Genomic DNA, 22,699 nt, shown 5'->3' with positions numbered 1-22,699 from the left:
TCAACGCCAGCTCATTTCCCAGAACATCATGCGGTCGCTGGTCTGTTTGCCGAGATCGAGATCCTTGTTGGCGGGATAATTGCGGCCGACGGAATACAGCGGCATGGCAAGAGCCCGTTCGGAAATCAGTTTCAGCGCCTTCGCGTAATCGACGGCACGGGCGCTCTGGTCCATCACTGCACCGGCGCGGTTGATCAGGTCGGCGACTTCCTTGTCGCGGGCGGTGTCGTCGCCCTCATTGCCGAAATAGACCGGTAGGATCGCCGAAACGTCGTTGACCGAATAGGAGCCCCAGCTCGCCAGCGTCATGCCCGACGTTCCCTTGCGCTGCTTCTCGCGCACTGCAGGATACTGCTCGTAGACGATATTGGCGCGGATGCCGACCTTGCCGAGATAGCCCTGCATGATCTCGGCAGCTTCGCGCGAGGTGAAGGCATTCATCACGACATCGACATTGGGAGATCCCGCTTCCTTGAGTAGATCCTTTGCCTTCTGCGGATTGTAATCGTAACCGGCGACATCCTTATCGATGCAGCCGAACTGATCGCGATAGCAGAGCACTTTCGGCAATGTGTAGCCCTGCCCCATAGTGGTCTTGGCCAGTGCCTCGCGATCGATCGCATGCATGATCGCCTTGCGCACGCGAAGATCCTTCAGCGCCGGACTTGCGGTGGTGTCGAGCACGTTGAACTGCAGGAAGTTCACCCGCATGGTCGGTACGCCCACCACATGCAGCATCGGATTGAGGGCAATATTGTCCACCATGTCGCGCGGGACCGGGGTGGTCAGAAGGTCGGCGCCGCCGGTCATCAGATTGGCGACCTGGGTCTGGATATCAGGCACGAAGGTGATCTCGATCTTGCCGACCTTGGCCTTCGATTTCACGCTGCCGGCGTAGTAATCGCGGTTGCGTTCGAGCACGATGATCTTGCCGGGCTCATAACGCGTGATGCGATACGGGCCGGAACCAACCGGCTTGATGTTCTGCCCCTTGCGCCCTTCCTTTGCATAATATTCGTGCGGATGGATGATCAGCGGCAGCGCGAAGTAATCCATGAAAGGCGGGAACGGCGCCTTGAAGTGGATGCGCACCTTGTAGGGATCGAGCTTCTCGGCACTTTTCAGCCAATTGACGTTGCGCTGATTGGTGACACCCGACGCCGGATCCGCAATAAAGTTGATGGTGTAGACCACATCGTCGGCCGTGAACGGCTGGCCATTGTGGAATTTGACATCCTTGCGCAGGTCGAACTCGACCGTGGTGTCATCGATCACCCGCCAGGCGGTCGCAAGTTGTCCCTTGAACTCGCCGGTCGCCGGATCGCGGAAGATCAGGCTGTCCCAGACATTGATGCCGAGCACAGTGCCAAGCAGCTCGTTGTTGAAATAAGGATCGATATCCGGAAGCACCTGATCCGCCGGTGCCCGGATCGTATCGTCGGCCTTGGATGCATAAGCCGGCAGCGCCGGGACGGCGGCCAGAGCGAGACAGCCGAGAATGGCTAGGAAGCGGGCAGCAATCATGACGGTCTCCTCGGCGGGACAGAAGGTCAGGCGTTGGCAGGCGCTTTGAACAGGGAGGCGAGCTGTGCGACCGGCGGGATATCCCCGCGCCGCTTGCGCACCACCTCGAAGGCGAGATCGGCCGCGTTGAGCGCCTCATCGATGTCGGCCGCGGTGTGTGCGCCATTGATGAACATGTTGTGGTATGGGTGGAAATACGCACCACGCTTGAGGCACTCGGTGACCCAGGCATAGCCGATGCGGAAATCCGGATCGTCCTCGAATAGGATCTGCGGCATCTGCACCGGGCCTGTCTGCCGCAGCGAGAACTGATGCACCCGCGCGCGCGCCGCGAGTCCGTCGCGCAGCCGCTGGCCGTTGTCGATCATGCGTTCGAGATAATCCGTTTCCCTGATCCGGCGCAGCGTGGCAACGCCCGCAGCCATCGGCACCGCAGAGAACCAGAACGAACCGGTTACGAAGATCTTGGCGGCAGCGGCGCGGACATGTTCGGACCCCAGCAGCGCCGAGATCGGATAGCCGTTGGCAAAACACTTGCCCCAGCAACTCAGATCCGGCGCGATGCCGAGGCGCGACCAGCTGCAGTCACGCGCCAGCCGGAAGCCGGCGCGGACATCGTCCACCACCAGCAGCGCGCCGGTTTCGTCGCACAGTCTGCGCGCGACCTGCGCATAGTCGAGATCGGGATCGTGCTGGTCGGCGAAAACTTCGTGCCGGAACGGCGTCGCGAACACTGCGGCGACCTGGCCGTTATGCTTGCGGAACGCATCCGCGAGGCTCTGGGCGTCGTTATACTTGTAATAGACCACATGGGCGCGCTCTTCCGGCAAGGTGCCGGTGCTGCGCGTGGCCGGTACGCACCACGGCGCGGCGCCGTGATAGGCGCCTTCGGCCGCGAGAATGATGCGCCGCCCGGTATGCGCGCGCGCCACCACCATCGCCATCGTGGTGGCATCGGTGCCGTTCTTGCAAAACATCGCCCAAGCGGCATGCGAAACGGTGGCGACGAACTGCTCTGCCAGCTCGACCATCGCTGCGCCGGGACCGTTGAGCGCATCGCCAAGCGCCTGCTGCTTCTGGGCAGCGGCATCAATTTCTTCGTCGCAATAGCCCAGCAGATTGGGGCCGAATGCGCTCATGAAATCGACATAGGCATTGTTATCGGCGTCCCAAATCCGGCAGCCTTTGCCGCGCGCAAAGAACTGGGGAAACTCTGCAGGCAGCAACGCCGTCGACATGTGGCCGTACATGCCACCGGGGATGACCTGCGAGGCCCGCTCGCGAAGCGCTGAATTCCTGACGTTCGTCCACATCCCGATGTTTCCCCTGCAACAGGAGGCGCATTGGTGCGCTCATCCTTTCTCGAATAGATCTGGTAGAAAGTTCGACTAGCTGCAAGCACAAAACGCCTGACGTTTTGCTTTGATTTCATACAACGCACTGCACAAGCAAGATGCAGCGCACATCGGTGCAGGAACACCATGCAAGCACGGTGCCACGCCCCAAGAAATCCGGCAATAAATTCGACTACAGATCAGATCGAGGGAAGCTTGCCGGGGATAACCTCCGGCAAGAAGCAGCGCAAATAGCAGATCGCCGCCCGGGTGGATTCCTGCAGGAAGGCATCGGTGATCCGGCCGTGGATGCTATAGGACAGCGCCCAGATTCCGTCCGACATCGCCAGCACGGTGGCCATGCGGGTTTCGAGTTCGGGAATGCGCGGCATGTCGAAATAGAGATCGAACTCTTCCGCGCGGCGCCGACTGATATGGGCATTGCCCTCCATATCGATATTGCGCACCTGAACGCTGACGCCCGCGCCCATGAACAGACGCAGCGCCGCGGGGCGATCGTTCAGATAGGACGTCGCGCGGCGCTGGGTATAGGCCAGATGCTCTTGCCAGCTCGGTGGCGGCGGATTTTGCCGCTCCTGCGCGCGCGCGCGCAACTCGGCATGAAAACGCTGGGCCAGCGCGACAAAGGCGGCGTTGCGGTTGGGGAAGAAGTGATAGACCGACGCCAGCGGCACGGCGGCGGCTTCGGCGATCTGGGCGAGACTGACGTCTTCATTGCCAGAATCCGCCAGCAGACTCTCCGTGGTATCCAGCAACATGTCAAACCGGTCCTGCGCATGTTTGCGGACAGGCTTGCGTGCTCCGCTGAGCGGACGAGATGTGAATGACGAGCTCATACCTTGCCTAGTCGCCGATCTCATGGACGAACGTGGGCCGAGATGATTATCGCGTCCCGGCGGGAGTGGCAATGAGCGATCATCGTTCCGCAAGTAGCACCGGCTGAGGTTGGCCGTTTCTCGAAAATCGTATTCTCGTCAAGACTCCATCTATAAGTTGGAACGTCCGCTGTGCGCCAATACACGCCATCAAGGCGCTGAGGTTTTATCTGCGAGACAGTTCAAATTGCTGTGTGGATTATCGAGGCGTGCCACAACGACGGCGCTCGTCGTCTGACATTCGTCCAGCCCGCGCAAGGCGTCTCGCCTTCGGATCTGCGCGAATGCGCTATGGTTGGCTAACGCCGGCATGGTTTCCTTCCGACATTCACCAGCTAATCGCGCTTTGCCGGCTTCGGACCAAGCCGCAGGCGTTGCGCTCTTAAGCGCCTCACCTCCTCTTCCAACAAATCGCTCTTGTCGTCGCGCGTCATGCTTTGCGCTTTCGCATCGCTTTCCCGGAGCTTCTTCAACGCCTCCTCGACCGAGAGTTTGGATGTGTCCGCCATTGTCGCTCTCCTTCCGCCCCTGCTGCGACACGGTCGGCTGGAAAAGTTGAAAGACGTTGATTCAAATCAAGGTGGCGCGCGCGGGCGAGAGAAGCATCACGTTCCGTTTCGACCATGAGGAGAACATCATGAATTCTCTCAAGATCGTCACCTTGGCCGCATTCACTGTCACCGCGATAGGTACTGCGACCTTGCCCCTCAGCGCGGCTCCCCTGCCGACCCATGTGGCCGCAGTGAAGGCAGCGTTCGAGACACCGGTGGTCCAAGTGCGCTATGGCCGCTGGTACGGTGGGGGCTACCGAGGTTGGGGTGGCTATCGTGGCTGGGGCTATCGTGGGTATCGGGGCTGGGGTGCCGCTGCGGCTGGGGCGGTTGTCGGCGGCGCCATCGCACGGACAGCCTATTACGGCGACGCGTATCCGTATTACGGCGCCGCATATCCTTATGCTGGCAGCTACGCCTATAGCGGCGGTTACGCATCCGACTACTGCTCACCCTACGGCTACGGCGGCTATTATCCCCGTTACAGCGTCGGGCGCTATTACGGCTATTGGTAAGCTCCGTCGCGCTCAGTCGTCAGACTGTTTGAGCAACGGTCAAACTTGCGCGCAAGCCGGGCCGGCGCGTCAGATGCACAGCCGAAATAGCTCACTGCTTACGTGCATCTCGACGCATCGATTTCCGCATTAGCTTGATCCAGATCAAGCACAAACACAGTTGTTGAACGACCGTGACATCGCTGCGAGCCAGGCGCGGACCTGGTCCGGTGCGCCAATCGAGACTACACAACGGGAGATGTGTCATGAAGGCGAGCGCTGCTCTCAGAACTGAAGTCGATACCGGAGATTGCTGGAATGGCTTTCGGCCAGGCGATTGGCAACACGCGATCAATGTACGCGACTTCATCATACGCAACGTGACGCCCTACTCGGGCAACGAGAGTTTCCTCGCCGGACCATCGCAGCGCACGATGAGTGTGTGGGCTAAGCTTCAGCCCTATTTCGCGGACGAGCGCAAAAAAGGGGTACTGGCCGCTGACACCAAGAATCCCTCGACCATGCTTGCACACGATGCAGGCTATATCGACCGCGATAATGAGGTGATCGTCGGCTTGCAAACCGACCAGCCCTTCAAACGAGCGATTTTCCCCTTTGGCGGTCTGCGCATGGTCGAGGCCGGCCTGAATGCGGCCGGCATCGAACCGGATCCCGCGGTGCACGAGACCTTCACAAAATATCGCAAATCGCACAATGACGGGGTGTTCGATGCCTATACGCCCGAGATCATGAGCTGCCGCAGGTCCGGCATCATCACGGGCCTTCCAGACGCCTATGGCCGCGGGCGTATCATCGGCGACTATCGTCGCGTCGCGCTCTACGGCACTGATCGTCTGATCGAGGCGAAGAAGGCCGAACGCGCGCAGATCTACGACATGTGGCCAAGCGACGAGATTATCCGGATGCGCGAGGAGCTATGCGAGCAGATCCGTGCGCTCCAGGATCTCGCTTCGATGGCAAAGCTCTATCATCACGACATCTCGAAGCCCGCCGCGAATGCCCGGGAGGCTTTCCAGTGGACCTATTTCGCTTATCTCGGCGCCATCAAGGAAGCCAATGGTGCCGCGATGTCGATCGGCCGCATCTCGAGCTTCCTCGACATCTACATCGAGCGCGACCTGAAGGCGGGACTTCTTGATGAAGCACGCGCTCAGGAGCTCTGGGACCAACTGGTGCAGAAGCTGCGCATCGTGCGCTTCCTGCGCACGCCGGACTATGACGCGTTGTTCAGCGGCGATCCCTACTGGGCCACCGAATGCATTGGCGGCATGGATCTCGATGGACGGCCACTTGTCACCAAGAGCAGCTATCGGATGCTGCATACGCTCTACAATCTCGGTCCGGCCCCGGAGCCGAACATCACGGTGCTCTGGTCGCGCCACATGCCAGCGCCCTTCAAGCGCTACTGCGTGAAGGTCAGCCGGGACACCTCCTCCCTTCAATACGAGAACGACGATCTGATGCGACCGTTCTGGGGGGATGACTATGGCATCGCCTGCTGTGTCTCCGCCATGCGGCTCGGCAAGCAGATGCAGTTCTTCGGCGCACGCGTCAATCTGGCAAAAGCCCTGCTCTACGCCATCAATGGCGGTCGCGACGAAGTGTCCGGCGAGCAGGTCGCGCCGCGGACCATGCCGGTGACCGGCGAGTTCCTCGACTACGACGACGTGCATGCCAAGTTCGACGCCACGATGGAATGGCTCGCCGAAACCTATGTGCATGCGATGAACTGCATCCACTACATGCACGACAAGTATTTCTACGAGCGCCTCGAGATGGCACTCCATGACCGCGACATCCTGCGCACCATGGCTTTCGGGATTGCGGGGCTTTCGGTGGTGGCCGACAGTCTGAGCGCGATCAAATACGGGAAGGTCCGTGTCACGCGGGACGACACTGGCCTGATCGTCGATTATCAGAACGAAGGCAACAAGGAGACGCCCCAATTCGGCAACAATGACGATCGCGTCGATCTGATCGCGTCGCGCATCGTCACGAGCTTCATGGAGAAGATCCGCAAGCATCCGACCTATCGGAACGCGACGCACACCCAGAGCGTCCTGACGATCACGTCGAACGTCGTCTATGGCAAGGCGACCGGCAATACACCGGACGGACGGCGCAAGGGCGAGCCATTCGGCCCGGGCGCCAACCCGATGCACGGACGCGACAGCCATGGCTGGCTGGCCTCCTGCCTGTCGGTGGCAAAGCTGCCCTACAAGGATGCGCAGGACGGCATCAGCTACACTGTCTCGGTCGCCCCGCAGAAGGCGAAGCTATCCGAGGACCAACTGCTGGATGAGGCGGTGAAGGCGTTCGACGTCTATTTCGATCGCGGCGGCTTCCATATGAACCTGAACGTGATCGACAAGGAGACACTCGAAGACGCGATCAAGAACCCGGACAAGTATCCGCAGTTAACGATCCGCGTTTCCGGCTACGCCGTCAATTTCATCCGACTCACTCCGGAACAGCAGCGCGACGTCATCTCTCGAACCTTCCACGGCCAGATCTGACCGAGGTGCACATGTCTACCGTGCAGACACTGGAGCCCGGAAGTCGCCATGACCTCCGGGTGGGAAAATCGCCCAACGCGCCAGACGACGACGCGTTCGAGGACGAGGAAGGCACGTTCGGCTACTGCCATTCCTACGAAACATCATCGCGCTACGACGGTCCGGGTCTTCGCGTCGTGTTGTTCGTTTCGGGCTGCTTCCTTCGCTGTGTCTATTGTCACAACCCGGACACCTGGCACCTCAAGGACGGGACTTATGTGTCCGTCGATCAGGTGCTGAGACGCCTCGCCGCTTTTGCGCCGTCCATTCGCGAACTCGGCGGCGGGCTGACGATCTCCGGCGGCGAGGCGATGGTGCAGCTCGCTTTCACCAAGCGCATCTTCGCCGGCGCGCGCCGGATGGGCCTGCACACCGCCATTCAGACTTCCGGCTTCCTGGGCGACAGTGCCGACGACTCCTACCTCGAGGAAATCGACCTCGTTCTCCTCGACATCAAGAGCTCAAATCCGGACACGTATCGACGCGTCACCGGCCGTCCCCTGGCGCCAACGCTCCGTTTCGTCCGGCGTCTCGAAGCCATGTCCAAGCCGGTCTGGGTTCGCTTTACCCTCGTGCCGGGCGAGACCGACGATCCCGCCAACGTCGATGGCATCGCGCGCCTGGTCGCTCCCATGAAGAACGTTGAATGGGTCGAAGTGCAGCCTTTCCACCAGATGGGATCGTTCAAGTGGAAGGCGATGGGTCTGGATTACAAACTCGAGAACACCGAGCCGCCCAGCAAGGAGCTGGTGGACCGCGTGATCGAACAATTTCGGGCAGCAGGATGCCGCGCACGCTGAGCGGCGATGATCCGGGGGATTCGAGAGATGTTGGATTTCGCGCGCGACATTATCGGAAGCCAGCCCATCCTGACGGCATTCCTGGCGATCGGACTGGGTTATCTGATCGGTCAGATCAGCATCTTCGGGTTCTCGCTGGGGGTTGGTGCCGTCCTGTTCGTAGGTCTGGCCCTCGGCGCCTTTGCGCCGAAGGCGCAGATCATCGGACCAATCGGCCTGACCGGCCTGATCATGTTCCTCTACGGCATCGGCATTCTCTATGGACGGCAATTCTTCGAAGGCATGAGCGGCGTTGGGCAGAGATACAATCTGCTGGCGCTCGTGGCCTGCCTTGCCAGCCTGCTCGTTGCACTCGGCCTCGGTCACCTGCTCAATATCAAGGTAGGCCACACGCTCGGCATCTATGCGGGATCGATGACGAGCACGGCATCGCTGCAGGCCGCGCTCGACGTGATGAAGAACAAGGACCCGTCGATCGGCTATTCCATCGCCTATCCGTTCGGCGTCATCGGCCCGATCCTTTGCATCTATTTCATGACGCGCCTGGTGAAGCCGAAATTTCCGGCTAAAGCGCAACGCTTCCACATGGCCGAGATCCTGATCGGGCAGGCTTATGCCGGAAGGACCCTGCATGAGCTGCAAAGCAATCCCCTGACCGACGTTCAGGTCACGATGATCCGGAAAGACGGACATAATATCGTCCCGACGCCCGACACGCTGCTGGCCGCTGGTGACGCGGTTCTCCTCGTATCCGACAGCCAGGACGCCATTGCAGCCGCTGCCGCTCATCTTGGGCGCCTGGAGCCCGGCAGACTGGCGAGCGATCGAGCGGACCTCGACTATATCCGCGTCTTTGTCGGAAAGGCGAATGTCGTCGGGGTGCCGCTGGCCAGTCTGCCGATGCCCGCCGGCTACCCGACGCATCTGCTGCATGTAAGGCGCTATGACGCCGACCTTGTACCGTCTCCCGATCTCATGCTGGAATTCGGTGACCGGGTCGGCGTGCTGACGCCGCCGGATCGCAAGGAAGAGATCCGACGCCATTTCGGCGACACGGTGAAAGCCGCCGCCGAATTCAGCTATGTCTCGCTCGGGCTCGGAATGGTGCTCGTCGTGTTGCTCGGCCTCATTCCGATCCCGATTCCGGGGATCGGCATCGTCACGCTCGGCATTGGCGGCGGGCCGCTGATCGTCGCGCTCATTCTTGGCAGGCTGCGCCGGACCGGGCCCCTGCTCTGGACCATGCCCTTGCCGGCAAACATCGTCCTGCGCAATTTCGGTCTGGCCATGTTTCTCGCCACTGTCGGCGTCAATGCCGGACAACCTTTCGTGCGCACCGTCGCGGAATCCGGATTCACGATGCTGTTCATCGGCGTCGCCGTTCTCCTGACGACGGTCTCCATCGTTCTGCTGGCGGGCCACTACATTTTCAAGATTCCTTATGATGACCTGGTGGGGGTGGCGTCCGGCGCGACGGGAAACCCGGCCATTCTGGTCTATTCGACAAAGATGGCCCCTACCGAACGTCCGGATATCGGCTACGCGATGATCTTCCCGTCGATGACGCTGGTGAAGGTAATCGCAGCGCAGATCGTCGGACTGCTGGCGACGAGTGGCGCCGGTGGATAGCGCCGCCAAGGGCCATCGGACCCAGCGGCTGAACCTGCCCGGCGGCCCATCCACACCGCAACCGCAGATCTTCAACATGCATGCCTACAGCCCGGCCGAGATCAAGGAGGCCGTCGAGAAGGTCGGCGTCAAGAAGGCAAACCTGCCGCTGCTGACATCCTTCATGCTCGCGGTGGTCGCAGGTGGAGGCATCGGCTTTGGCGCGATCTACTTCACGATCGTCGCGAGCGATGCCTCCCTGAGCTTTGCGACCGTCCGCGTGGTCGGTGGCCTCGTCTTCAGTCTGGGGCTGGCCCTCGTCCTGGTCGGCGGCGCCGAACTCTTCACCGGCAACAATCTGATCGTGATGGCATGGGCCAGCAGGAGCGTGTCCACAAAAACGATTCTGCGGAATTGGGCCATCGTCTGGTTTGGCAATCTGATCGGCGCGCTCGGGCTCATCATTCTCGTATTCTTCTCCCATCACCTCGAAATGAATGATGGCCGCATCGGCTTGACCGTGCTGAACACTGCAGTCAGCAAGATCCGTCCCGATTTCGTGACGCTGTTCTTCAAGGGCGTCCTCTGCAACATTCTCGTCTGTGCGGCCGTCTGGCTCGCCTATGCGGGCAGATCTGTGGCCGACAAGATGATCGCTGTCATATTGCCAATCTCCGCATTTATTGCGGCCGGGTTCGAGCACTGCGTTGCGAACATGTATTTCCTGCCTCTGGCCTGGCTCATGACCCAGACCGGACAGGTGCCGGCCAATATCGACGTATCCTCGATCACCATCGCGGGGATCGCGCACAACCTCGTCCCGGTGACGCTCGGCAATATCGCGGGAGGTGCCGGTCTGGTCGGCATCGTCTACTGGACGATCTACCGAGCGACATTCGGCACATCATATCGCGGCGAAAAGTAGCCGGTCTTTGTCCCGCCGCATGCGAAAACCCGCTCTAGCGCCGCCCAAGCAGAGACCGCCGAAAGCCACTGTCGCTTGCTTCACGCCGGCACACAAAAAGTCCCGCCATGCCTCGTCCATACTTCTTGTGTCGCTTCAGATAGTAGACGCCTTTGCGGAAATCGAGCCAGACAACCGCATCCTCCGGACAATGCGCCTGCGCCTGTCCTTCATAGCGATACATAGCGAGCGGCAGGGCATCGGCGGTCGTCGGAGCGACTGCGACGATGACGGCGATCAGAGCGGCATGCTCGCAGTAACGACGAGGAAGCGCTACCAACGGTGGCGCCACATCACACGGAGCCTCATCGCTCGCCATGCGCGTCACTCCTTGAGCTCGATCGTGACCTGACCGAGATTGGTCGCCAGTTCGATGCCCATGCGCGGCCCGCGCAGAGCCATCATCACCCCGTTGCCGTTGACCAGCTGGACGCCGCCGATGCCGGCCATCACCGCGCCTCCGCTGCCGACCAAACTGTAGGTCCCGGCGAAGTCGCCGATCTTCCTGATGCCTGTCACCCATCCCTTGAACCGGACATAGGACACGCCGGCCGTGAATCCGAGACTGAGGCCGGATACCGTGAACGGATAGTCGCGACCGCGATAGGTAACGGTGCCGCTGCCACCGCCGGCTCCGAGCAGCAGCCCCCCTTTCAACAGTTTGACCCGAACATAGCCGGGCGCCTGAGCCAGGGATGGCGTCACCGGGATGATCGATGTCAGGAGCGCGATGACCAACAGGCGGATCGCTAGCCGAGCCAGCTGCGGTGATCGGTGCTCAGGGCTTTTCTGCATCGATCTTCTTCCAGGTCTGATCGGGATCGAACAAGGACATGCGCTTGACGATGCGCTCGGTCTGCGGCCCGAGATCTTTTTCGTAGACCGTTCCGGCATGATTGACCAAAAAGGTCTTCACGCCGGAATTGCCGTATTCGGCGGGCCAGGCGACAAGCCCGTGGCCGCCGGTCATCTTGCCCTTGATCAGATAGATGAGCGAGCCGCCGGGGGCGTTGGATCCTTGCGCTTTCAGTATCCGGAAATAGTAGCCGTGATAGGGCTGCGGCTTCTCGCCGATCTTGTAGCCCTCGGCCGACGCTGCGACGACGAGTGCCCCCAATGGGCTCGGATCGCTGTCGTCACGCCAGAACAGTCCGTCTTTCTTGCCTGGCGTCGAGACGAAGCGCTGCGCATAGACGCCAGCCCCCTCGCCACGGTCCTTGTCGGCATATTCGTTCTGGGCATCCACGTAAGCGAGGCACGCCTGGATCGCATCGAGTTCGTTGCGGCCGATACGGCGATACAGGACCTCGATGCGGCCCTCCTCGGCATCGAATTCCCAGCCCGCTGCGGTGTTGATGAGCGGTATCGGAAACGGGAACTCTTCCGTGCCGAGCAGTAGCGTTGCTCTCCTGTTGCGATCCGCTCTTATCGCATGCCCGGCGTCATACATGGATGTGAAGCGTAGACGCGTATCGGCATCGGCCACCTCGTCACCCGACGAGACAAGGTCTTCGCCGGACTTGCCGAGAACTTTCAAAATATCCTTCGGACCGCTCTTGATTGCGCTGGCCAGCGCTGCAGCAGCGGCTTCGGGGGACGAGAAGGACTGTTGCGCACCGGACGCCGTATTCATGAATACGAGCGCGAGGATAGCCAGGAGACTGGTGCGTGCCATGAGACGAACTGATCTTGGGACGGTCATGGCAAGACCTCCAGAGGAACTTGCAAAGGAATTTTTGCGCCCGCTGCCAGCCAGTCGCGATAGGTGCGGAACGTCAGCCCGAGCGTCTCGTACCGGACCTGCAGATAGCCATCGCCGCCGCGCGTCACAGCCTCCGGCACCACGCTTTCAACCTCCTGCGCCATCACGCCAACGTAGGCTGTCCGGCTGCCGAGATAGCTGAAGCGATAGTAGCCGAGACCGTTAGCGAGGTGACCGAGCAGAACCACGTCATGCTTCAGCGCGATATCGGACCGACGTCCGCCACCCCCGCCCCGGAAGCCGCCGCCCCCACCGCCGCGGAAGCCCCCGCCGCCATGGAAGCCGCCTCCACCGGCAAAACCACCTCCACGGCTACCAGCAAACCTTGCGCCGCCGCCGCGCGGCATGCTCGCCATGCTGGATCGTCCGCGCGCCGACGCCGCGGCCGCCGCGCGACCGGACGACATGTTCATCGCGGCACCGCGGTTTCCTCCGCCACCACGCTTGGCCGCGCCGCCGCCGCTGCTGCGGTTTGCGGCCCGTGCGCGATCTCCACCACCTTTTGCACGATTGCCTGCATTGGCGCGGTCAGCACCAGTTCTGGCTCGATCCGCTACCCCAGCACGATCTCCACCACCCGGTCGGTCGCGCGCGCCAGCGCGGTCGCCGCCTCGATCGCCAGCGCCCTGGTTCGGACGCAGCACCTGCTGCCCGTCCCGACCGCGGAAATCCATCCGGTTGGCGGCGCCGGCCCTCTGATTGCTGTTACCAAAGCGTTGCTGGACATTGGCGTTGTTGTAACGGACGCCCTGCCGATGGGCCGGGTTATGCTGCCAGCCGTTTGCGACATTAGTGGCGCGATGGTTGACATAGACATTCCGATTGCCCCAGTTGCAACCACCGCCCCAGTAATTGCCCCAACGGCCGATCGCCCATGCGGTGCCGAAAGCGACGCCCGCGGCAATCACCCCAGCGCCGATATAGGATGGATACCCGAAGTAGTAGGGCGGATAGGACGCATAGGGCCACGTCCCGTACACCGTTGCAGGATCGTAATACGGCACATAAACCGCTGCGGGATCCGTCGACTCGATAACGACGACCTGCCTGTTCTCCTGAGTCCTGACGCTGACCTTCTGCTGCTTGGTCGTCACAAGCTTCTTGTTGTCATAGGCCTTGGAGCGAAGCCGCTGGATTGCATCCATCACATCCGGTTGCTGCGCGAGGACGGCATCGCCGAGGCTCTTGGTCCATTCGATCTTGTCACTCATCATGGCCAGCACGTCTGGGGTGCTGACCAGCGCCTTGACACTGTCATCCCATCCCTGCTTGTCCACTGCCGTTTTCAGCGCGTCGCCCTTCAGCGATTTGCGCTCCTTGAGCCAGCGATCGGCCTGGACCAATTCCAGCGGATAGGTCGATGCCGCCAGCACATTGGCAAGCAACTCGTCGGGATAGAGCGCGATGGGCGCGACCAGCGCCTCGAGTTGCTCCGGCTTGAGCGGTTCCGCGCTCGAATTCCCCTGGCTTACCGCAGGTGCCGACGGAGGCGCGCTATCGGTCGACTGGGCCGACACTGCAACAGGAACGGCCACTGTCATTGCAAGAATGATCAGGATCTTGCGCCAGCAAAACATCGCACCCCTCCTCCGGCATCGGCATGCGCAGGATCGGAGAGGCCAAGACGAGTCCCTTGATCGAGATCAAGGAAACGCAACCTCTCAAGCGCCAGCTCTCATGCCGGAAGAGACCGCCCGCGAAGAGCCGGGACCGTCACGGTGATCAAGGCCCCTCCCGTTGCCTGATTGGCAGCCGTGATCCTTCCCTGATGCGCCTCGACGATCGTACGGGCAATGGCAAGACCCATTCCCATGCCGTTGGGCTTGGTGCTGAAGAACGGGTCAAAGGCCTTTTCGATGGGCTCATGGACGATTCCAGGGCCGGTGTCCCTGATGCTGATCTCGGCGTGGTGATTGCGGCGGGCGGTCGATATGGCGACCTCGCGCGTTCGCGCATCCGCATCGCATACTGCATCCATCGCGTTGATGATCACGTTAAGGATGACCTGCTGCATCTGCACCGGATCGCCCTTTATGCGCAACACGCCGGGGGACGGAGTGAATTTCAGCGTCACTCCGCGTCGATCGGCGACCGCTGCAATGAAGCCAATGGCTTCTCTGATCGTTTCATTGAGATCGATGTCACGCGTCTCGAACGGCGTCTTCTTCAACATTCGACGAAGACGACGGATCACCTCACTTGCCCGCTGATCGTCGCGCCGGATATCGGCCAGAATTTCCGCGATCTCGTCCAGATCAGGCGTTTCTCTCTTGAGCAGGAGTTCGGCTGTCTCGGTATTGGTGAGAATGGAGCCAAGTGGCTGATTGAGCTCATGGGCGATCGATGTCGTCAACTCGCCGGCGGCAGAATATCGATTGACATGAGCGAGTTCCGACAGCCGTTGCCGGGCCTCGACTTCTGCAAGGCGTCGACGGCGGCGTTCATGGAGCAGACCGCAGATCAGTCCGGCCTGAACCAGAATAACTGCCGATATCAGCATGACCTGCCAACGATACCGCTCCCAGATATCGAGCTCACGGAACAGAACTTCGCTTCCGGGCGGCAGATTGGTCTCGCTGATGCCCCAGCGTCGCAACTCCCGCCAGTCATATTTGGGCAGCGCGAACCCGAGCGGCTCGAATTTGATCTGCCCCGGCTTTTCACCACCCAGGACCCGGATTGCGGCATCGACGGTCTTATTGCTCGTCTCGGCGATGGAATGCATTGGGCCGCCAACCGTCTCGCCGTTAAAGAAGGCTTCCTGGTAGGAAAAGATCGGCGCGTTGGCGACGGCATAGAGGCTTCGCAGCGCGAGGTCTCCTTCCTGACTGACACCAGCTGCATCGATCGACATCAACCCCCAAAACAAAACCGTATGTGGCGGAAGAGCCGACGCCTTCTTGAGGATTTCCGAGTACGGAAGATCCGTGAGATAGTCGAACGTGACCCGGCCTTCCAATGGCTTCAGTTCCCGCTTCAGTTGATCGAGCCAGAATTTCTCCAGGGCGGAAGAGCCAATCACAACGGCGATCGTCTGGGTATCCGGCAGCACCTGAAGGATATTTTTGATAGCGGTCAGGAAATCATTACGGACCGAAATCACCGTATCGTTGTCTGTGAGGTCAGCGCGGTTGACAAGGCGGTCCTCCAGGACCGTCAGGACCATCGGCGTCCCGGGAAACAGGCGCTCGCGATACTTCTGCACGAATCTGGCCGCAGGCGCTCCAACGCTGAGTACGAGATCCGGTGGATGATCGTGATACAGCGAATTCAGGTAATCGACAAACGGCGCTTCGGGGCCGGGGTTATTGAACCGTGCCGTCAGAAGCGCGTGCTCCTGGATATCCAACGGCCACGGAGACTGCCGCTCAAGCATTGCCTTTATGCTACGCGCATACTCGCTCCAGGGACGGAAGTCCCGACCAAACGAATGCAGCAAGAGCACGCGCTTGGAGCCACCGCGCTCTGTGGCACCGGCGGGTCCCGGCGCAAAAGCCATCCATACCAGCAAACAGACACAAAGACGCGCAACACAACGTGGGAGGTCTACGACAGCAATGCGGGTCCGCTGCCCCATCTTCTTGCCCAACCGCCTGAATCCGCGACCAGCTACTGTTCTACAGTGGCAGCCTCAACCCATCGGTGCAATCGCCCGGCTCGGCAGCCCCTGCGTCAACAGCGCGTGATCACCCGTCCGTAAGCATCGACGACCTGTTGGCACGTCGAACCGTAATAGGCGCCTGCGGCGCCCACTGCTGCGCCCGCAGCCACGGCTCGACGGGTCGTCCGGCGTGCCACGCCAGCATAGCTCATGGGCGTCAGCGGTCGCCCGACCCGAGCTTCGGCGGCCGGAAACACACCATGGGCAAGGATATTCTCGCCGCTCCATGACCACCCCGCGGCACAGGACATCACGGCGGCCGCCATGATAATTGCCTTTCGCACCTGTTTCATTTCTTTGCTCCCGATGCTGCCCCCGGGGGAATCTCGTCGAATTCGGCCATGACGCCGGCTTGCAGATCGACCTTGGTCAAGCCTGCCGGCGGCTTGAATGCGAACGTGTCGGCATCCGCGACGGGATCGGTCTTCCAGTCCCTGATCCGCAGTGTGTATTGCGGCGCACCAGTGACTGCCTTGCTCGTGATGACATACTTCCGCGGCAGCGGCCGCGCTCCCGCCTCGATCCAGATCTGCCAATCGACGTCCACGCCGCGGAACGCCAGATGCTCGCATTCCACGCCATCGACCATGCCCTGCCCAATGTGCTGCGCATGGACGACATTGGACATCAACTCGTCATAGGCATTGGTCAGCAGCAGATCCGCCCCTGGTATCGCGACACTTGATCGGGTTTGGATCAGATCGATGAGCTGATCCACTGTGCCGACGAGATCGGCCTGTACATAAACCTTGGCATTGTTGCCATAGATCGTCGCTGTCTTGCCGTCATAGATAAGATCGACATCCGTATAACCGCCTGTTCGACTGATGCGAAGCTTGTCGGGACGTGCGATCTGAATTTTGCCCGAGCTTGAGAATTGGATCTTCTCCAGTTCGGCCGTCACGACCTCGACATCGCTCTCGAATGTCGCCGAGAATGACTTCTGCGCGACGGTGTAATCTGCCATCGCCCGGAGGATTTTCGCAGGATCGTCCGCCCTTGCTTCGGGAATTGTGACTGCAAGTAAGACTGTCGCTAGCGTCACGCGGGCAACAAGCCTGCTGCCCTTCCCCGTTCGCGTTCTCGCACTCATGGTCGTGCTCCATGCTCTCGTTCAATTCGACGGTTGGAGATAACCTCTCATCGACTATCGCCGGGTGCGCTACCTAATCATCCGGCGGTGCGAGACCTGCTAGATCTGGCACCGATAGTATTCCACTTTCATTTCCGGCATTCCCGGAAATTCGCGAGAAATCGTGTTATCGTCAATCACGTTCAGGATGAACTGAACGTGCGAAAGCATGATGCTGGAGGCGCAAGCGGCAACAAGATTGATCGTTCTGTCGCTCTCCTTCTTTGATGTGATCTTGCAAATCTCATGCTTGCCACGAAGCCGACTTGGCTCGACGATGAAGCCACCACCGTACACTCCCGAAAAATTCGAAAATCCGATCTGCTTATCGCGCCCTCTGCGGTTGAATACCTTGCTACATTGATCCGCGCTCGTCGCCCAGGCACCATTGAGCTCGACCGCACCTGCATTAGACGAGAGTGTCACCGCCAGTAATGCGACTGCTGCGACGACCATCATTCCTTGGTGCGTAATCATTTGATTTCCTCTTAGTGACCGCTCAACACCAGAGTTTTGATGGGCAACAGAAGGGCCTGGATTCTCAGCAACAAGGCATGCACAAGCGCTGTCGCGTCGACCGCGTGCAACGCAAAGCTCTTCAATGCGCCGGTCTTCGGATCGGCAATGATGTCGTGGTTGCTGGTATAGGCATTGACGACACATGAGCTGCCCGGCGTCACTCCTTCGAGGCCACCTTTGTAGAGCGGTTCCAGGAAGACGAGTATCGAGCCGGGCCGCTGCAGATTCTGCGGATCAATTAACAGTTCACCACCACGGAACTGACCGGCAGCAATGAAATCCTGCACACTGGTGACGACCAGCGGAATAATGGTCCAAGGCTTGGAGATACAGGCAGCTTCGGCGACCATGCCGGGCTTCATGACCTGAGCCTCGATTTGACTAAATCCCGCCTGCAAGCTGCGCCGACCCGCACTGTCGGGGATGAGAACGCCCCCCGGCCGCATCAGCTGATTGACGACATCCCCCGTACGAACCAGAAACTGTTCGACCCGCCCGTCAACTCCCGCACGCACAAAGGTCTTGTCGACATCCACTTGCGCTTGTGCGAGCGCGGCCTCGGCGCTCGCCTTTTCGGCTGGAAGAAGTGTCGAGACGCGTAATAGCGATGTCTCCCTCACGGCTGTGGCCGCATCAATGCCGGACTGCCGCTGATCGACCAGAACCTGCAGTTTTTCGATATCGCGCTGCGGCACGATCCCGGGATTTCGACGCTGCAACTCGGACTTTACGTCGAGCTCGTCTTTGGCCTGCTGATAGGACGCTTTCGCTTCGCCGATCTGAGCATCCGCCTTGGCCACATCGGCGCGCGCCGAAATAAGCGACGCCTCGACCTCGGCAATCTTGCGCTTCGCCGTCTCAAGTGCAGCGTCCTGCTTCGAACTGTCGAGCCTGAACAAGACATCACCCGTCTTGACATTGGCTGTAAAGCCAACATTGACCTCCGCAACCCTGCCTGAACCCTCGGGCAGGATGGGGACTGTCCGGAAGTAGATCGCCGCCGATGATGTCGACGGATGGAAATAGAAGATCATCGTGATCAACGCGACCGTCAGCATCAGGCAACCGGTAATCCCCCATCTCAATTCGTACCAAACCGAGAAGAAAGTGATCTCCTTGCCGAACCGCTTTCCTTGCCTGTAACGACGATAGAGATAGTCAGGAATGATCGTCACCAGTGAGCAGATCATGAGTTCAAGCATGGTCGTGAACTCCTGCCCTGAGGGAAGGCTGAACAGCGGGCTCGCTCTCCTGCGCGGCTTCAGCATCAACCTCCGTTGCACCTGCCGATGGCGCGACGCTCGCGATGCGTTCAACGGAGTCCGCTATGCTTCGTATGGGCGTTCCGAAATCCGGTAGATCGATCATCGCGAGCAGCAGACCTGCAACCCAGAAGATGTGCATATGCGTGAAAAGCGATATCAGGCCGAGGACGCCAACAATTTCGAACTGCATCTTATGCGTTCTATGCGCCATGCGTTCAGGCAAGCTGTGCAGCTTCCAGTAAAGCGTGCCCACCCACAGTACGGTCACAAGGAGAAAAGCGCCCATCACCACCATGAGATTATCTGTTCCGTCGGCGCCGGGGACGAAGAAGGGCACGTGATGGGGAGCTGCCGGATGCATCTGATCGCTCAAGTCTGCTCTCCTTCCCGCTTCCATGCAGCGCGCAGCCACGCTTTGAAGCATGCCTTCCTGCAGTGAGCTCAGCTTGATTTGGATCAACAAAACGAGGACGCCCGCCTCCTAACCTTGCAGCGACGCCGAAGGCGACAACCAAGGGGAGATGTGTCTCATGTCTCGCAGCATCGACGACCTCATTCCAAGTGCCCTGCAGATCAGGAAGGAAGCAGCAATCAAGGACGCGGAGGCGGCTGACAAATATGCGCGCCTGGCCGCGACGGCAGAGGCGGAGAAGCGCGCGCTCATCGAGCGACTGAGCCAGCCGTCTGGCAAAAGCGAAGCCGAAAAAGTCCAGCTCGCCTCCTCCATCATCCAGCGGGCGGTTCGTAGCGGATTGTCCGAGGTTCAGGTCTACCGATTTCCGAATTCGCTGTGTACCGACAAGGGGCGTGCGATCAATCAGCAGGAGAAGGGCTGGGAGACGACACTGACCGGAATTCCTGCCGAAATCTTCCAGCTTTGGAAAGACTATCTGCAGCCACGTGGCTACCGCATCGGATACCAAACCATCGAATATCCCGGCGGCATGCCCGGCGACATCGGTATCACCATTTCCTGGGGCGAGTGATCATCCCTCTGCAGGGTCAACCGTGGAACCATGACATGTCAACGACTGTCCCGACCGAGCGGCTGAAGCGCAAGGCCTACGAGAAGCAGCTTGAAAAACTCCAGATCGAACTTTGCCATTTGCAGACATGGGTCAAGGCCAACAAACTGAAGGTCATCGTGATCTTTGAAGGACGGGATGCCGCCGGCAAAGGTGGCGCGATCAAGGCGCTCACCGAAAAAGTGAGCCCACGGGTCTTCCGCGTCTGCGCCCTGCCGGCGCCGTCCGATCGCGAGAAGTCACAACTGTTCCTGCAGCGTTATATCAAGCAATTCCCGGCGAGCGGTGAAATCGTGATTTTTGACCGGAGTTGGTATAACCGCGCCGGTGTCGAATATGTCATGGGATTTTGCACCCCTGCCGAACACAAGCGTTTCCTTGAGCTTTGCCCGCTGGTGGAAAAATTTGCCGTGGATGCGGGCATTATCCTGATCAAGCTGTGGCTCGAGGTCGGGATGAAAGAGCAGGAAAAGCGCTTCAACGCCCGGATCGAGGATCCGCTCCGGCAATGGAAGCTCAGTCCAATGGATACAGAGTCATTTTCGCGCTGGTACGACTATTCCCGCGCGCGTGACATCATGTTCAAGGCAACCGATACGAAACATGCGCCATGGCGGTTGGTCCGATCCGACGACAAGCGGCGCGCCCGGCTCAATATCATCTCCCATATCCTCAAAACGATCCCCTACAAGAAGATCGTGCAAAAGAAGATCGACCTGGCCAAGCGATCATCTAAAGGACGCTACAACGATCAGGCCAGCTTGCGCAGGATGACGTTCGTCGAGACGAGGTATTGAACGCGCCGCGCGCTGCACAGCCTACTCGCCCCTGACAGCTCTTCCCTCCTTACTTCAATGCCAGGGTGACGCCGCCAACGGCCGCTGATACCTCGGCGCCAACTTTGGGGCCGCTAAGCTGCAGGATCACGCCTCGCCCGTTCTGGAGTTGTACGCTTCCGGCACCGGCCGCCAACGCACCGCCCGCCCCGACCACGGAATAATTGCCTTCGATTGATGTCGGCCCCTTCAATCCGATCGCACGCCCCGTCAGTTTAGTAGTCGAGGCCCCAATCGTGAAACCGACGCTCAGCCCCGAAACGGTGAAGGGATATCGCTTACCACGATACATTAGCACGCCTTCACCGCCACCAACTCCGACAATGAATCCGCCTTTCGTAAAGACCACGGCGACCTGACCTGTCTCGGCGCGCGGTGAGGTGATGAGGCCACCGGTTGCCACTAGCAGAGTGACGACGGCTGCGCAGATGCTGAACTTCCGCATGACTTTCCTTCCCTTCTGAAAGTGCGATGACTCGCCAATCCATGCGCCACTGGAGAAGGCGTCTGTTGATCCATATCAACGTCAGCGTGTGTCGCCATCGACGGTCGGCGTCACAGCATCTTGGAATTATCTTGCCTCACTTCATCGAGCATGTTGTCCATCCTCCGTGTCCAGTTCGCGCTATCGGTCTTCACAGCGAGACCGTCAGCCAGGAGTACGTCGCGGACCTCACCGCGCGCGTCAACGATCTGGAACGAGATGCCACGAGCGGCGAGCTGGTCATGCAGATCATGCAGCATTTTGACGCCCGCCAGATCGATGAACGGCGATGATGAGAGCCCGCAGATCACAAGTCTGGTATCCGGCAATGACCTCAGCTTGCTCAGCACGATTTCGATCACCGTTTCCGCATTGATATAAAGCAGCGACGCCTCGACGCGGAAGGCGAGCACGTCCGCCAGCGGCTCGACGTCCGGATGCCGCGCGCTGTCGGCATATCGGCCTGTACCGGGCAGTCGCCCGAGGATGGCGACATTTGGGTGCGATGCTCGTGCCAGCAGCAGGAAGATGGAAGCCAATGCTGCCAGCAGAATACCTTGAAGGATGCCCAGCAGAAGCACGGAGACGAGAGCAATCGCGGCCGCATAGAAGTCAATTCGGCTGATGCGCCACATCCGTATCAGGGCGGCACCATCGACCAGTCGGTAGACGGCGGTGCAAACGATTGCAGCGAGCACCGCCTTGGGCAGATTGGTCAGCACATCAGTGAGAAACAGCAGGCAGATCGCGAGTGTTGCAGAACAGACGATGAGTGCCAGGGGCGTTTTTGCGCCGGCCTGATCATTGACAGCGGATTGAGACAGCCCTCCGGCAACAGGATAGCCATGGCCGATCGCTGCGGCGACGTTGGCAGCCCCTAGCCCGAGGAACTCCTGCCGTGCATCAATCGCATCGCCATGCTTCGCCGCAAAACTCCGTGCCGCCGCCACACCTTCCACATAGGCGAGCAGCATAATCCCCGCCGCAAGTGGAAACAGTTCATTGAATTCCAGCAGGCCAAAAGTCGGCATAGCGAGGCTCGGAAGGCTCTTCGGAATGGCCCCTGTGACCGGAACGCCCAAGGCCGGCAAGCCCAGCATGGTCGCGACGATGACCGAAAGGATAACGATCGCCAGTCCCACCGGTCTGCCGGGCAACAGACGTTCGATCTGGAGCAGCACGATCGCCACAAGCCCGACCGTGAGCACGATCCAATTCAGCCCGCCGAGTTGCCCGACCAGTGTCACCAGACGATCGAAGAAATTGCG

At 60.1% G+C, this 22,699-nt stretch carries 23 protein-coding genes; 7 read left to right on the top strand and 16 right to left on the bottom strand.

The window, feature by feature from the left end:
• The 4 genes from ACIQ17_RS10830 to ACIQ17_RS10815 all read right to left on the bottom strand — a co-directional run bounded on the left by ACIQ17_RS10830 (nt 1) and on the right by ACIQ17_RS10815 (nt 4,263).
• A complete protein-coding gene (locus ACIQ17_RS10830; RefSeq protein WP_398468293.1) occupies nt 1–1,524 on the bottom strand; it encodes an ABC transporter substrate-binding protein in 1,524 nt (507 codons plus the stop codon).
• A 26-nt stretch (nt 1,525–1,550) separates the two neighbouring features.
• Entirely contained in the window at nt 1,551–2,837 is a 1,287-nt protein-coding gene (locus ACIQ17_RS10825; protein ID WP_398468291.1) for an aminotransferase class III-fold pyridoxal phosphate-dependent enzyme, read from the bottom strand.
• Nucleotides 2,838–3,058: 221 nt separating this feature from the next.
• Nucleotides 3,059–3,637, bottom strand: a complete 579-nt coding sequence (locus ACIQ17_RS10820; protein WP_398468289.1) for a TetR/AcrR family transcriptional regulator — start codon at nt 3,635–3,637, stop codon at nt 3,059–3,061.
• A gap of 452 nt (nt 3,638–4,089) precedes the next feature.
• Nucleotides 4,090–4,263, bottom strand: a complete 174-nt coding sequence (locus ACIQ17_RS10815; RefSeq protein ID WP_398468287.1) for a hypothetical protein — start codon at nt 4,261–4,263, stop codon at nt 4,090–4,092.
• A 128-nt stretch (nt 4,264–4,391) separates the two neighbouring features.
• Between ACIQ17_RS10815 and ACIQ17_RS10810 the strand changes: the two genes are divergently transcribed.
• The 5 genes from ACIQ17_RS10810 (at nt 4,392) to ACIQ17_RS10790 (ending at nt 10,708) form a co-directional block, all read left to right on the top strand.
• Nucleotides 4,392–4,820, top strand: a complete 429-nt coding sequence (locus ACIQ17_RS10810) for a hypothetical protein (RefSeq protein WP_398468285.1) — start codon at nt 4,392–4,394, stop codon at nt 4,818–4,820.
• A 245-nt stretch (nt 4,821–5,065) separates the two neighbouring features.
• Nucleotides 5,066–7,336: a formate C-acetyltransferase gene (gene pflB, locus ACIQ17_RS10805; protein WP_398468283.1), complete on the top strand. Its 2,271-nt coding sequence runs from the start codon at nt 5,066–5,068 to the stop codon at nt 7,334–7,336.
• A gap of 11 nt (nt 7,337–7,347) precedes the next feature.
• Nucleotides 7,348–8,175: a pyruvate formate-lyase-activating protein gene (pflA, locus tag ACIQ17_RS10800; RefSeq protein ID WP_398468281.1), complete on the top strand. Its 828-nt coding sequence runs from the start codon at nt 7,348–7,350 to the stop codon at nt 8,173–8,175.
• Between the two features lie 27 nt (nt 8,176–8,202).
• Nucleotides 8,203–9,804 (top strand): aspartate:alanine exchanger family transporter, encoded by a 1,602-nt coding sequence (locus ACIQ17_RS10795; protein ID WP_398468279.1) that lies wholly within the window; start codon nt 8,203–8,205, stop codon nt 9,802–9,804.
• On the top strand, nt 9,797–10,708 hold the full coding sequence (locus ACIQ17_RS10790) for a formate/nitrite transporter family protein (protein WP_398468277.1): 912 nt from the start codon (nt 9,797–9,799) through the stop codon (nt 10,706–10,708). The genes ACIQ17_RS10795 and ACIQ17_RS10790 overlap by 8 nt, the downstream gene beginning before the upstream one ends.
• 34 nt (nt 10,709–10,742) lie before the next feature.
• Here ACIQ17_RS10790 and ACIQ17_RS10785 read toward each other — a convergent pair whose 3' ends face one another.
• The 10 genes from ACIQ17_RS10785 to ACIQ17_RS10740 form a co-directional block, all read right to left on the bottom strand.
• On the bottom strand, nt 10,743–11,066 hold the full coding sequence (locus tag ACIQ17_RS10785; protein WP_398468275.1) for a hypothetical protein: 324 nt from the start codon (nt 11,064–11,066) through the stop codon (nt 10,743–10,745).
• Between the two features lie 5 nt (nt 11,067–11,071).
• Nucleotides 11,072–11,485 carry a hypothetical protein gene (locus tag ACIQ17_RS10780; protein ID WP_398468273.1) on the bottom strand — a complete coding sequence of 138 codons (414 nt, stop codon included), beginning with the start codon at nt 11,483–11,485 and terminating at the stop codon, nt 11,072–11,074.
• 40 nt (nt 11,486–11,525) lie between these two features.
• Entirely contained in the window at nt 11,526–12,422 is an 897-nt protein-coding gene (locus ACIQ17_RS10775) for a DUF2950 domain-containing protein (protein ID WP_398468271.1), read from the bottom strand.
• A 23-nt stretch (nt 12,423–12,445) separates the two neighbouring features.
• Nucleotides 12,446–14,086 (bottom strand): DUF3300 domain-containing protein, encoded by a 1,641-nt coding sequence (locus ACIQ17_RS10770; protein ID WP_398468269.1) that lies wholly within the window; start codon nt 14,084–14,086, stop codon nt 12,446–12,448.
• A gap of 98 nt (nt 14,087–14,184) precedes the next feature.
• Nucleotides 14,185–15,885, bottom strand: a complete 1,701-nt coding sequence (locus ACIQ17_RS10765) for an ATP-binding protein (protein ID WP_398468267.1) — start codon at nt 15,883–15,885, stop codon at nt 14,185–14,187.
• 296 nt (nt 15,886–16,181) lie between these two features.
• On the bottom strand, nt 16,182–16,463 hold the full coding sequence (locus tag ACIQ17_RS10760) for a hypothetical protein (protein WP_398468265.1): 282 nt from the start codon (nt 16,461–16,463) through the stop codon (nt 16,182–16,184).
• A complete protein-coding gene (locus ACIQ17_RS10755) occupies nt 16,460–17,263 on the bottom strand; it encodes a DUF2092 domain-containing protein (RefSeq protein ID WP_398468263.1) in 804 nt (267 codons plus the stop codon). The genes ACIQ17_RS10760 and ACIQ17_RS10755 overlap by 4 nt, the downstream gene beginning before the upstream one ends.
• Nucleotides 17,264–17,362: 99 nt before the next feature.
• Nucleotides 17,363–17,779: a hypothetical protein gene (locus ACIQ17_RS10750; RefSeq protein WP_398468261.1), complete on the bottom strand. Its 417-nt coding sequence runs from the start codon at nt 17,777–17,779 to the stop codon at nt 17,363–17,365.
• Between the two features lie 11 nt (nt 17,780–17,790).
• Entirely contained in the window at nt 17,791–19,023 is a 1,233-nt protein-coding gene (locus ACIQ17_RS10745; protein ID WP_398468259.1) for an HlyD family secretion protein, read from the bottom strand.
• Nucleotides 19,016–19,459, bottom strand: a complete 444-nt coding sequence (locus ACIQ17_RS10740) for a hypothetical protein (protein WP_398468257.1) — start codon at nt 19,457–19,459, stop codon at nt 19,016–19,018. The genes ACIQ17_RS10745 and ACIQ17_RS10740 overlap by 8 nt, the downstream gene beginning before the upstream one ends.
• Nucleotides 19,460–19,616: 157 nt before the next feature.
• On the opposite strand from ACIQ17_RS10740, the gene ACIQ17_RS10735 reads away from it, so the two are divergent.
• On the top strand, nt 19,617–20,072 hold the full coding sequence (locus ACIQ17_RS10735; RefSeq protein ID WP_398468255.1) for a hypothetical protein: 456 nt from the start codon (nt 19,617–19,619) through the stop codon (nt 20,070–20,072).
• Between the two features lie 35 nt (nt 20,073–20,107).
• Nucleotides 20,108–20,908 carry a polyphosphate kinase 2 gene (gene ppk2, locus ACIQ17_RS10730; RefSeq protein WP_398468253.1) on the top strand — a complete coding sequence of 267 codons (801 nt, stop codon included), beginning with the start codon at nt 20,108–20,110 and terminating at the stop codon, nt 20,906–20,908.
• A 49-nt stretch (nt 20,909–20,957) separates the two neighbouring features.
• Here ppk2 and ACIQ17_RS10725 read toward each other — a convergent pair whose 3' ends face one another.
• Entirely contained in the window at nt 20,958–21,392 is a 435-nt protein-coding gene (locus ACIQ17_RS10725; protein WP_398468251.1) for a hypothetical protein, read from the bottom strand.
• 110 nt (nt 21,393–21,502) lie between these two features.
• Nucleotides 21,503–22,699: SulP family inorganic anion transporter (locus ACIQ17_RS10720; protein WP_398468249.1), on the bottom strand; the 1,197-nt coding region annotated here is incomplete at its 5' end.

Source organism: Tardiphaga sp. (genome assembly GCF_044340795.1).
Taxonomy (GTDB): domain Bacteria; phylum Pseudomonadota; class Alphaproteobacteria; order Rhizobiales; family Xanthobacteraceae; genus Tardiphaga.
The sequence above is the reverse complement of the archived record's forward strand: the minus strand, read 5'-3'. Positions and strand labels throughout refer to the sequence as shown.

Coding starts and splice junctions, on each gene's coding strand:
- ACIQ17_RS10830 (WP_398468293.1), bottom strand. CDS start 1,524: ATGATTGCTGCCCGCTTCCTAGCCATTCTCGGCTGTCTCGCTCTGGCC.
- ACIQ17_RS10825 (WP_398468291.1), bottom strand. CDS start 2,837: ATGTGGACGAACGTCAGGAATTCAGCGCTTCGCGAGCGGGCCTCGCAG.
- ACIQ17_RS10820 (WP_398468289.1), bottom strand. CDS start 3,637: ATGTTGCTGGATACCACGGAGAGTCTGCTGGCGGATTCTGGCAATGAA.
- ACIQ17_RS10815 (WP_398468287.1), bottom strand. CDS start 4,263: ATGGCGGACACATCCAAACTCTCGGTCGAGGAGGCGTTGAAGAAGCTC.
- ACIQ17_RS10810 (WP_398468285.1), top strand. CDS start 4,392: ATGAATTCTCTCAAGATCGTCACCTTGGCCGCATTCACTGTCACCGCG.
- pflB (WP_398468283.1), top strand. CDS start 5,066: ATGAAGGCGAGCGCTGCTCTCAGAACTGAAGTCGATACCGGAGATTGC.
- pflA (WP_398468281.1), top strand. CDS start 7,348: ATGTCTACCGTGCAGACACTGGAGCCCGGAAGTCGCCATGACCTCCGG.
- ACIQ17_RS10795 (WP_398468279.1), top strand. CDS start 8,203: ATGTTGGATTTCGCGCGCGACATTATCGGAAGCCAGCCCATCCTGACG.
- ACIQ17_RS10785 (WP_398468275.1), bottom strand. CDS start 11,066: ATGGCGAGCGATGAGGCTCCGTGTGATGTGGCGCCACCGTTGGTAGCG.
- ACIQ17_RS10775 (WP_398468271.1), bottom strand. CDS start 12,422: ATGGCACGCACCAGTCTCCTGGCTATCCTCGCGCTCGTATTCATGAAT.
- ACIQ17_RS10770 (WP_398468269.1), bottom strand. CDS start 14,086: ATGTTTTGCTGGCGCAAGATCCTGATCATTCTTGCAATGACAGTGGCC.
- ACIQ17_RS10765 (WP_398468267.1), bottom strand. CDS start 15,885: ATGCTTGAGCGGCAGTCTCCGTGGCCGTTGGATATCCAGGAGCACGCG.
- ACIQ17_RS10760 (WP_398468265.1), bottom strand. CDS start 16,463: ATGAAACAGGTGCGAAAGGCAATTATCATGGCGGCCGCCGTGATGTCC.
- ACIQ17_RS10755 (WP_398468263.1), bottom strand. CDS start 17,263: ATGAGTGCGAGAACGCGAACGGGGAAGGGCAGCAGGCTTGTTGCCCGC.
- ACIQ17_RS10750 (WP_398468261.1), bottom strand. CDS start 17,779: ATGATTACGCACCAAGGAATGATGGTCGTCGCAGCAGTCGCATTACTG.
- ACIQ17_RS10745 (WP_398468259.1), bottom strand. CDS start 19,023: ATGCTTGAACTCATGATCTGCTCACTGGTGACGATCATTCCTGACTAT.
- ACIQ17_RS10735 (WP_398468255.1), top strand. CDS start 19,617: ATGTCTCGCAGCATCGACGACCTCATTCCAAGTGCCCTGCAGATCAGG.
- ppk2 (WP_398468253.1), top strand. CDS start 20,108: ATGTCAACGACTGTCCCGACCGAGCGGCTGAAGCGCAAGGCCTACGAG.
- ACIQ17_RS10725 (WP_398468251.1), bottom strand. CDS start 21,392: ATGCGGAAGTTCAGCATCTGCGCAGCCGTCGTCACTCTGCTAGTGGCA.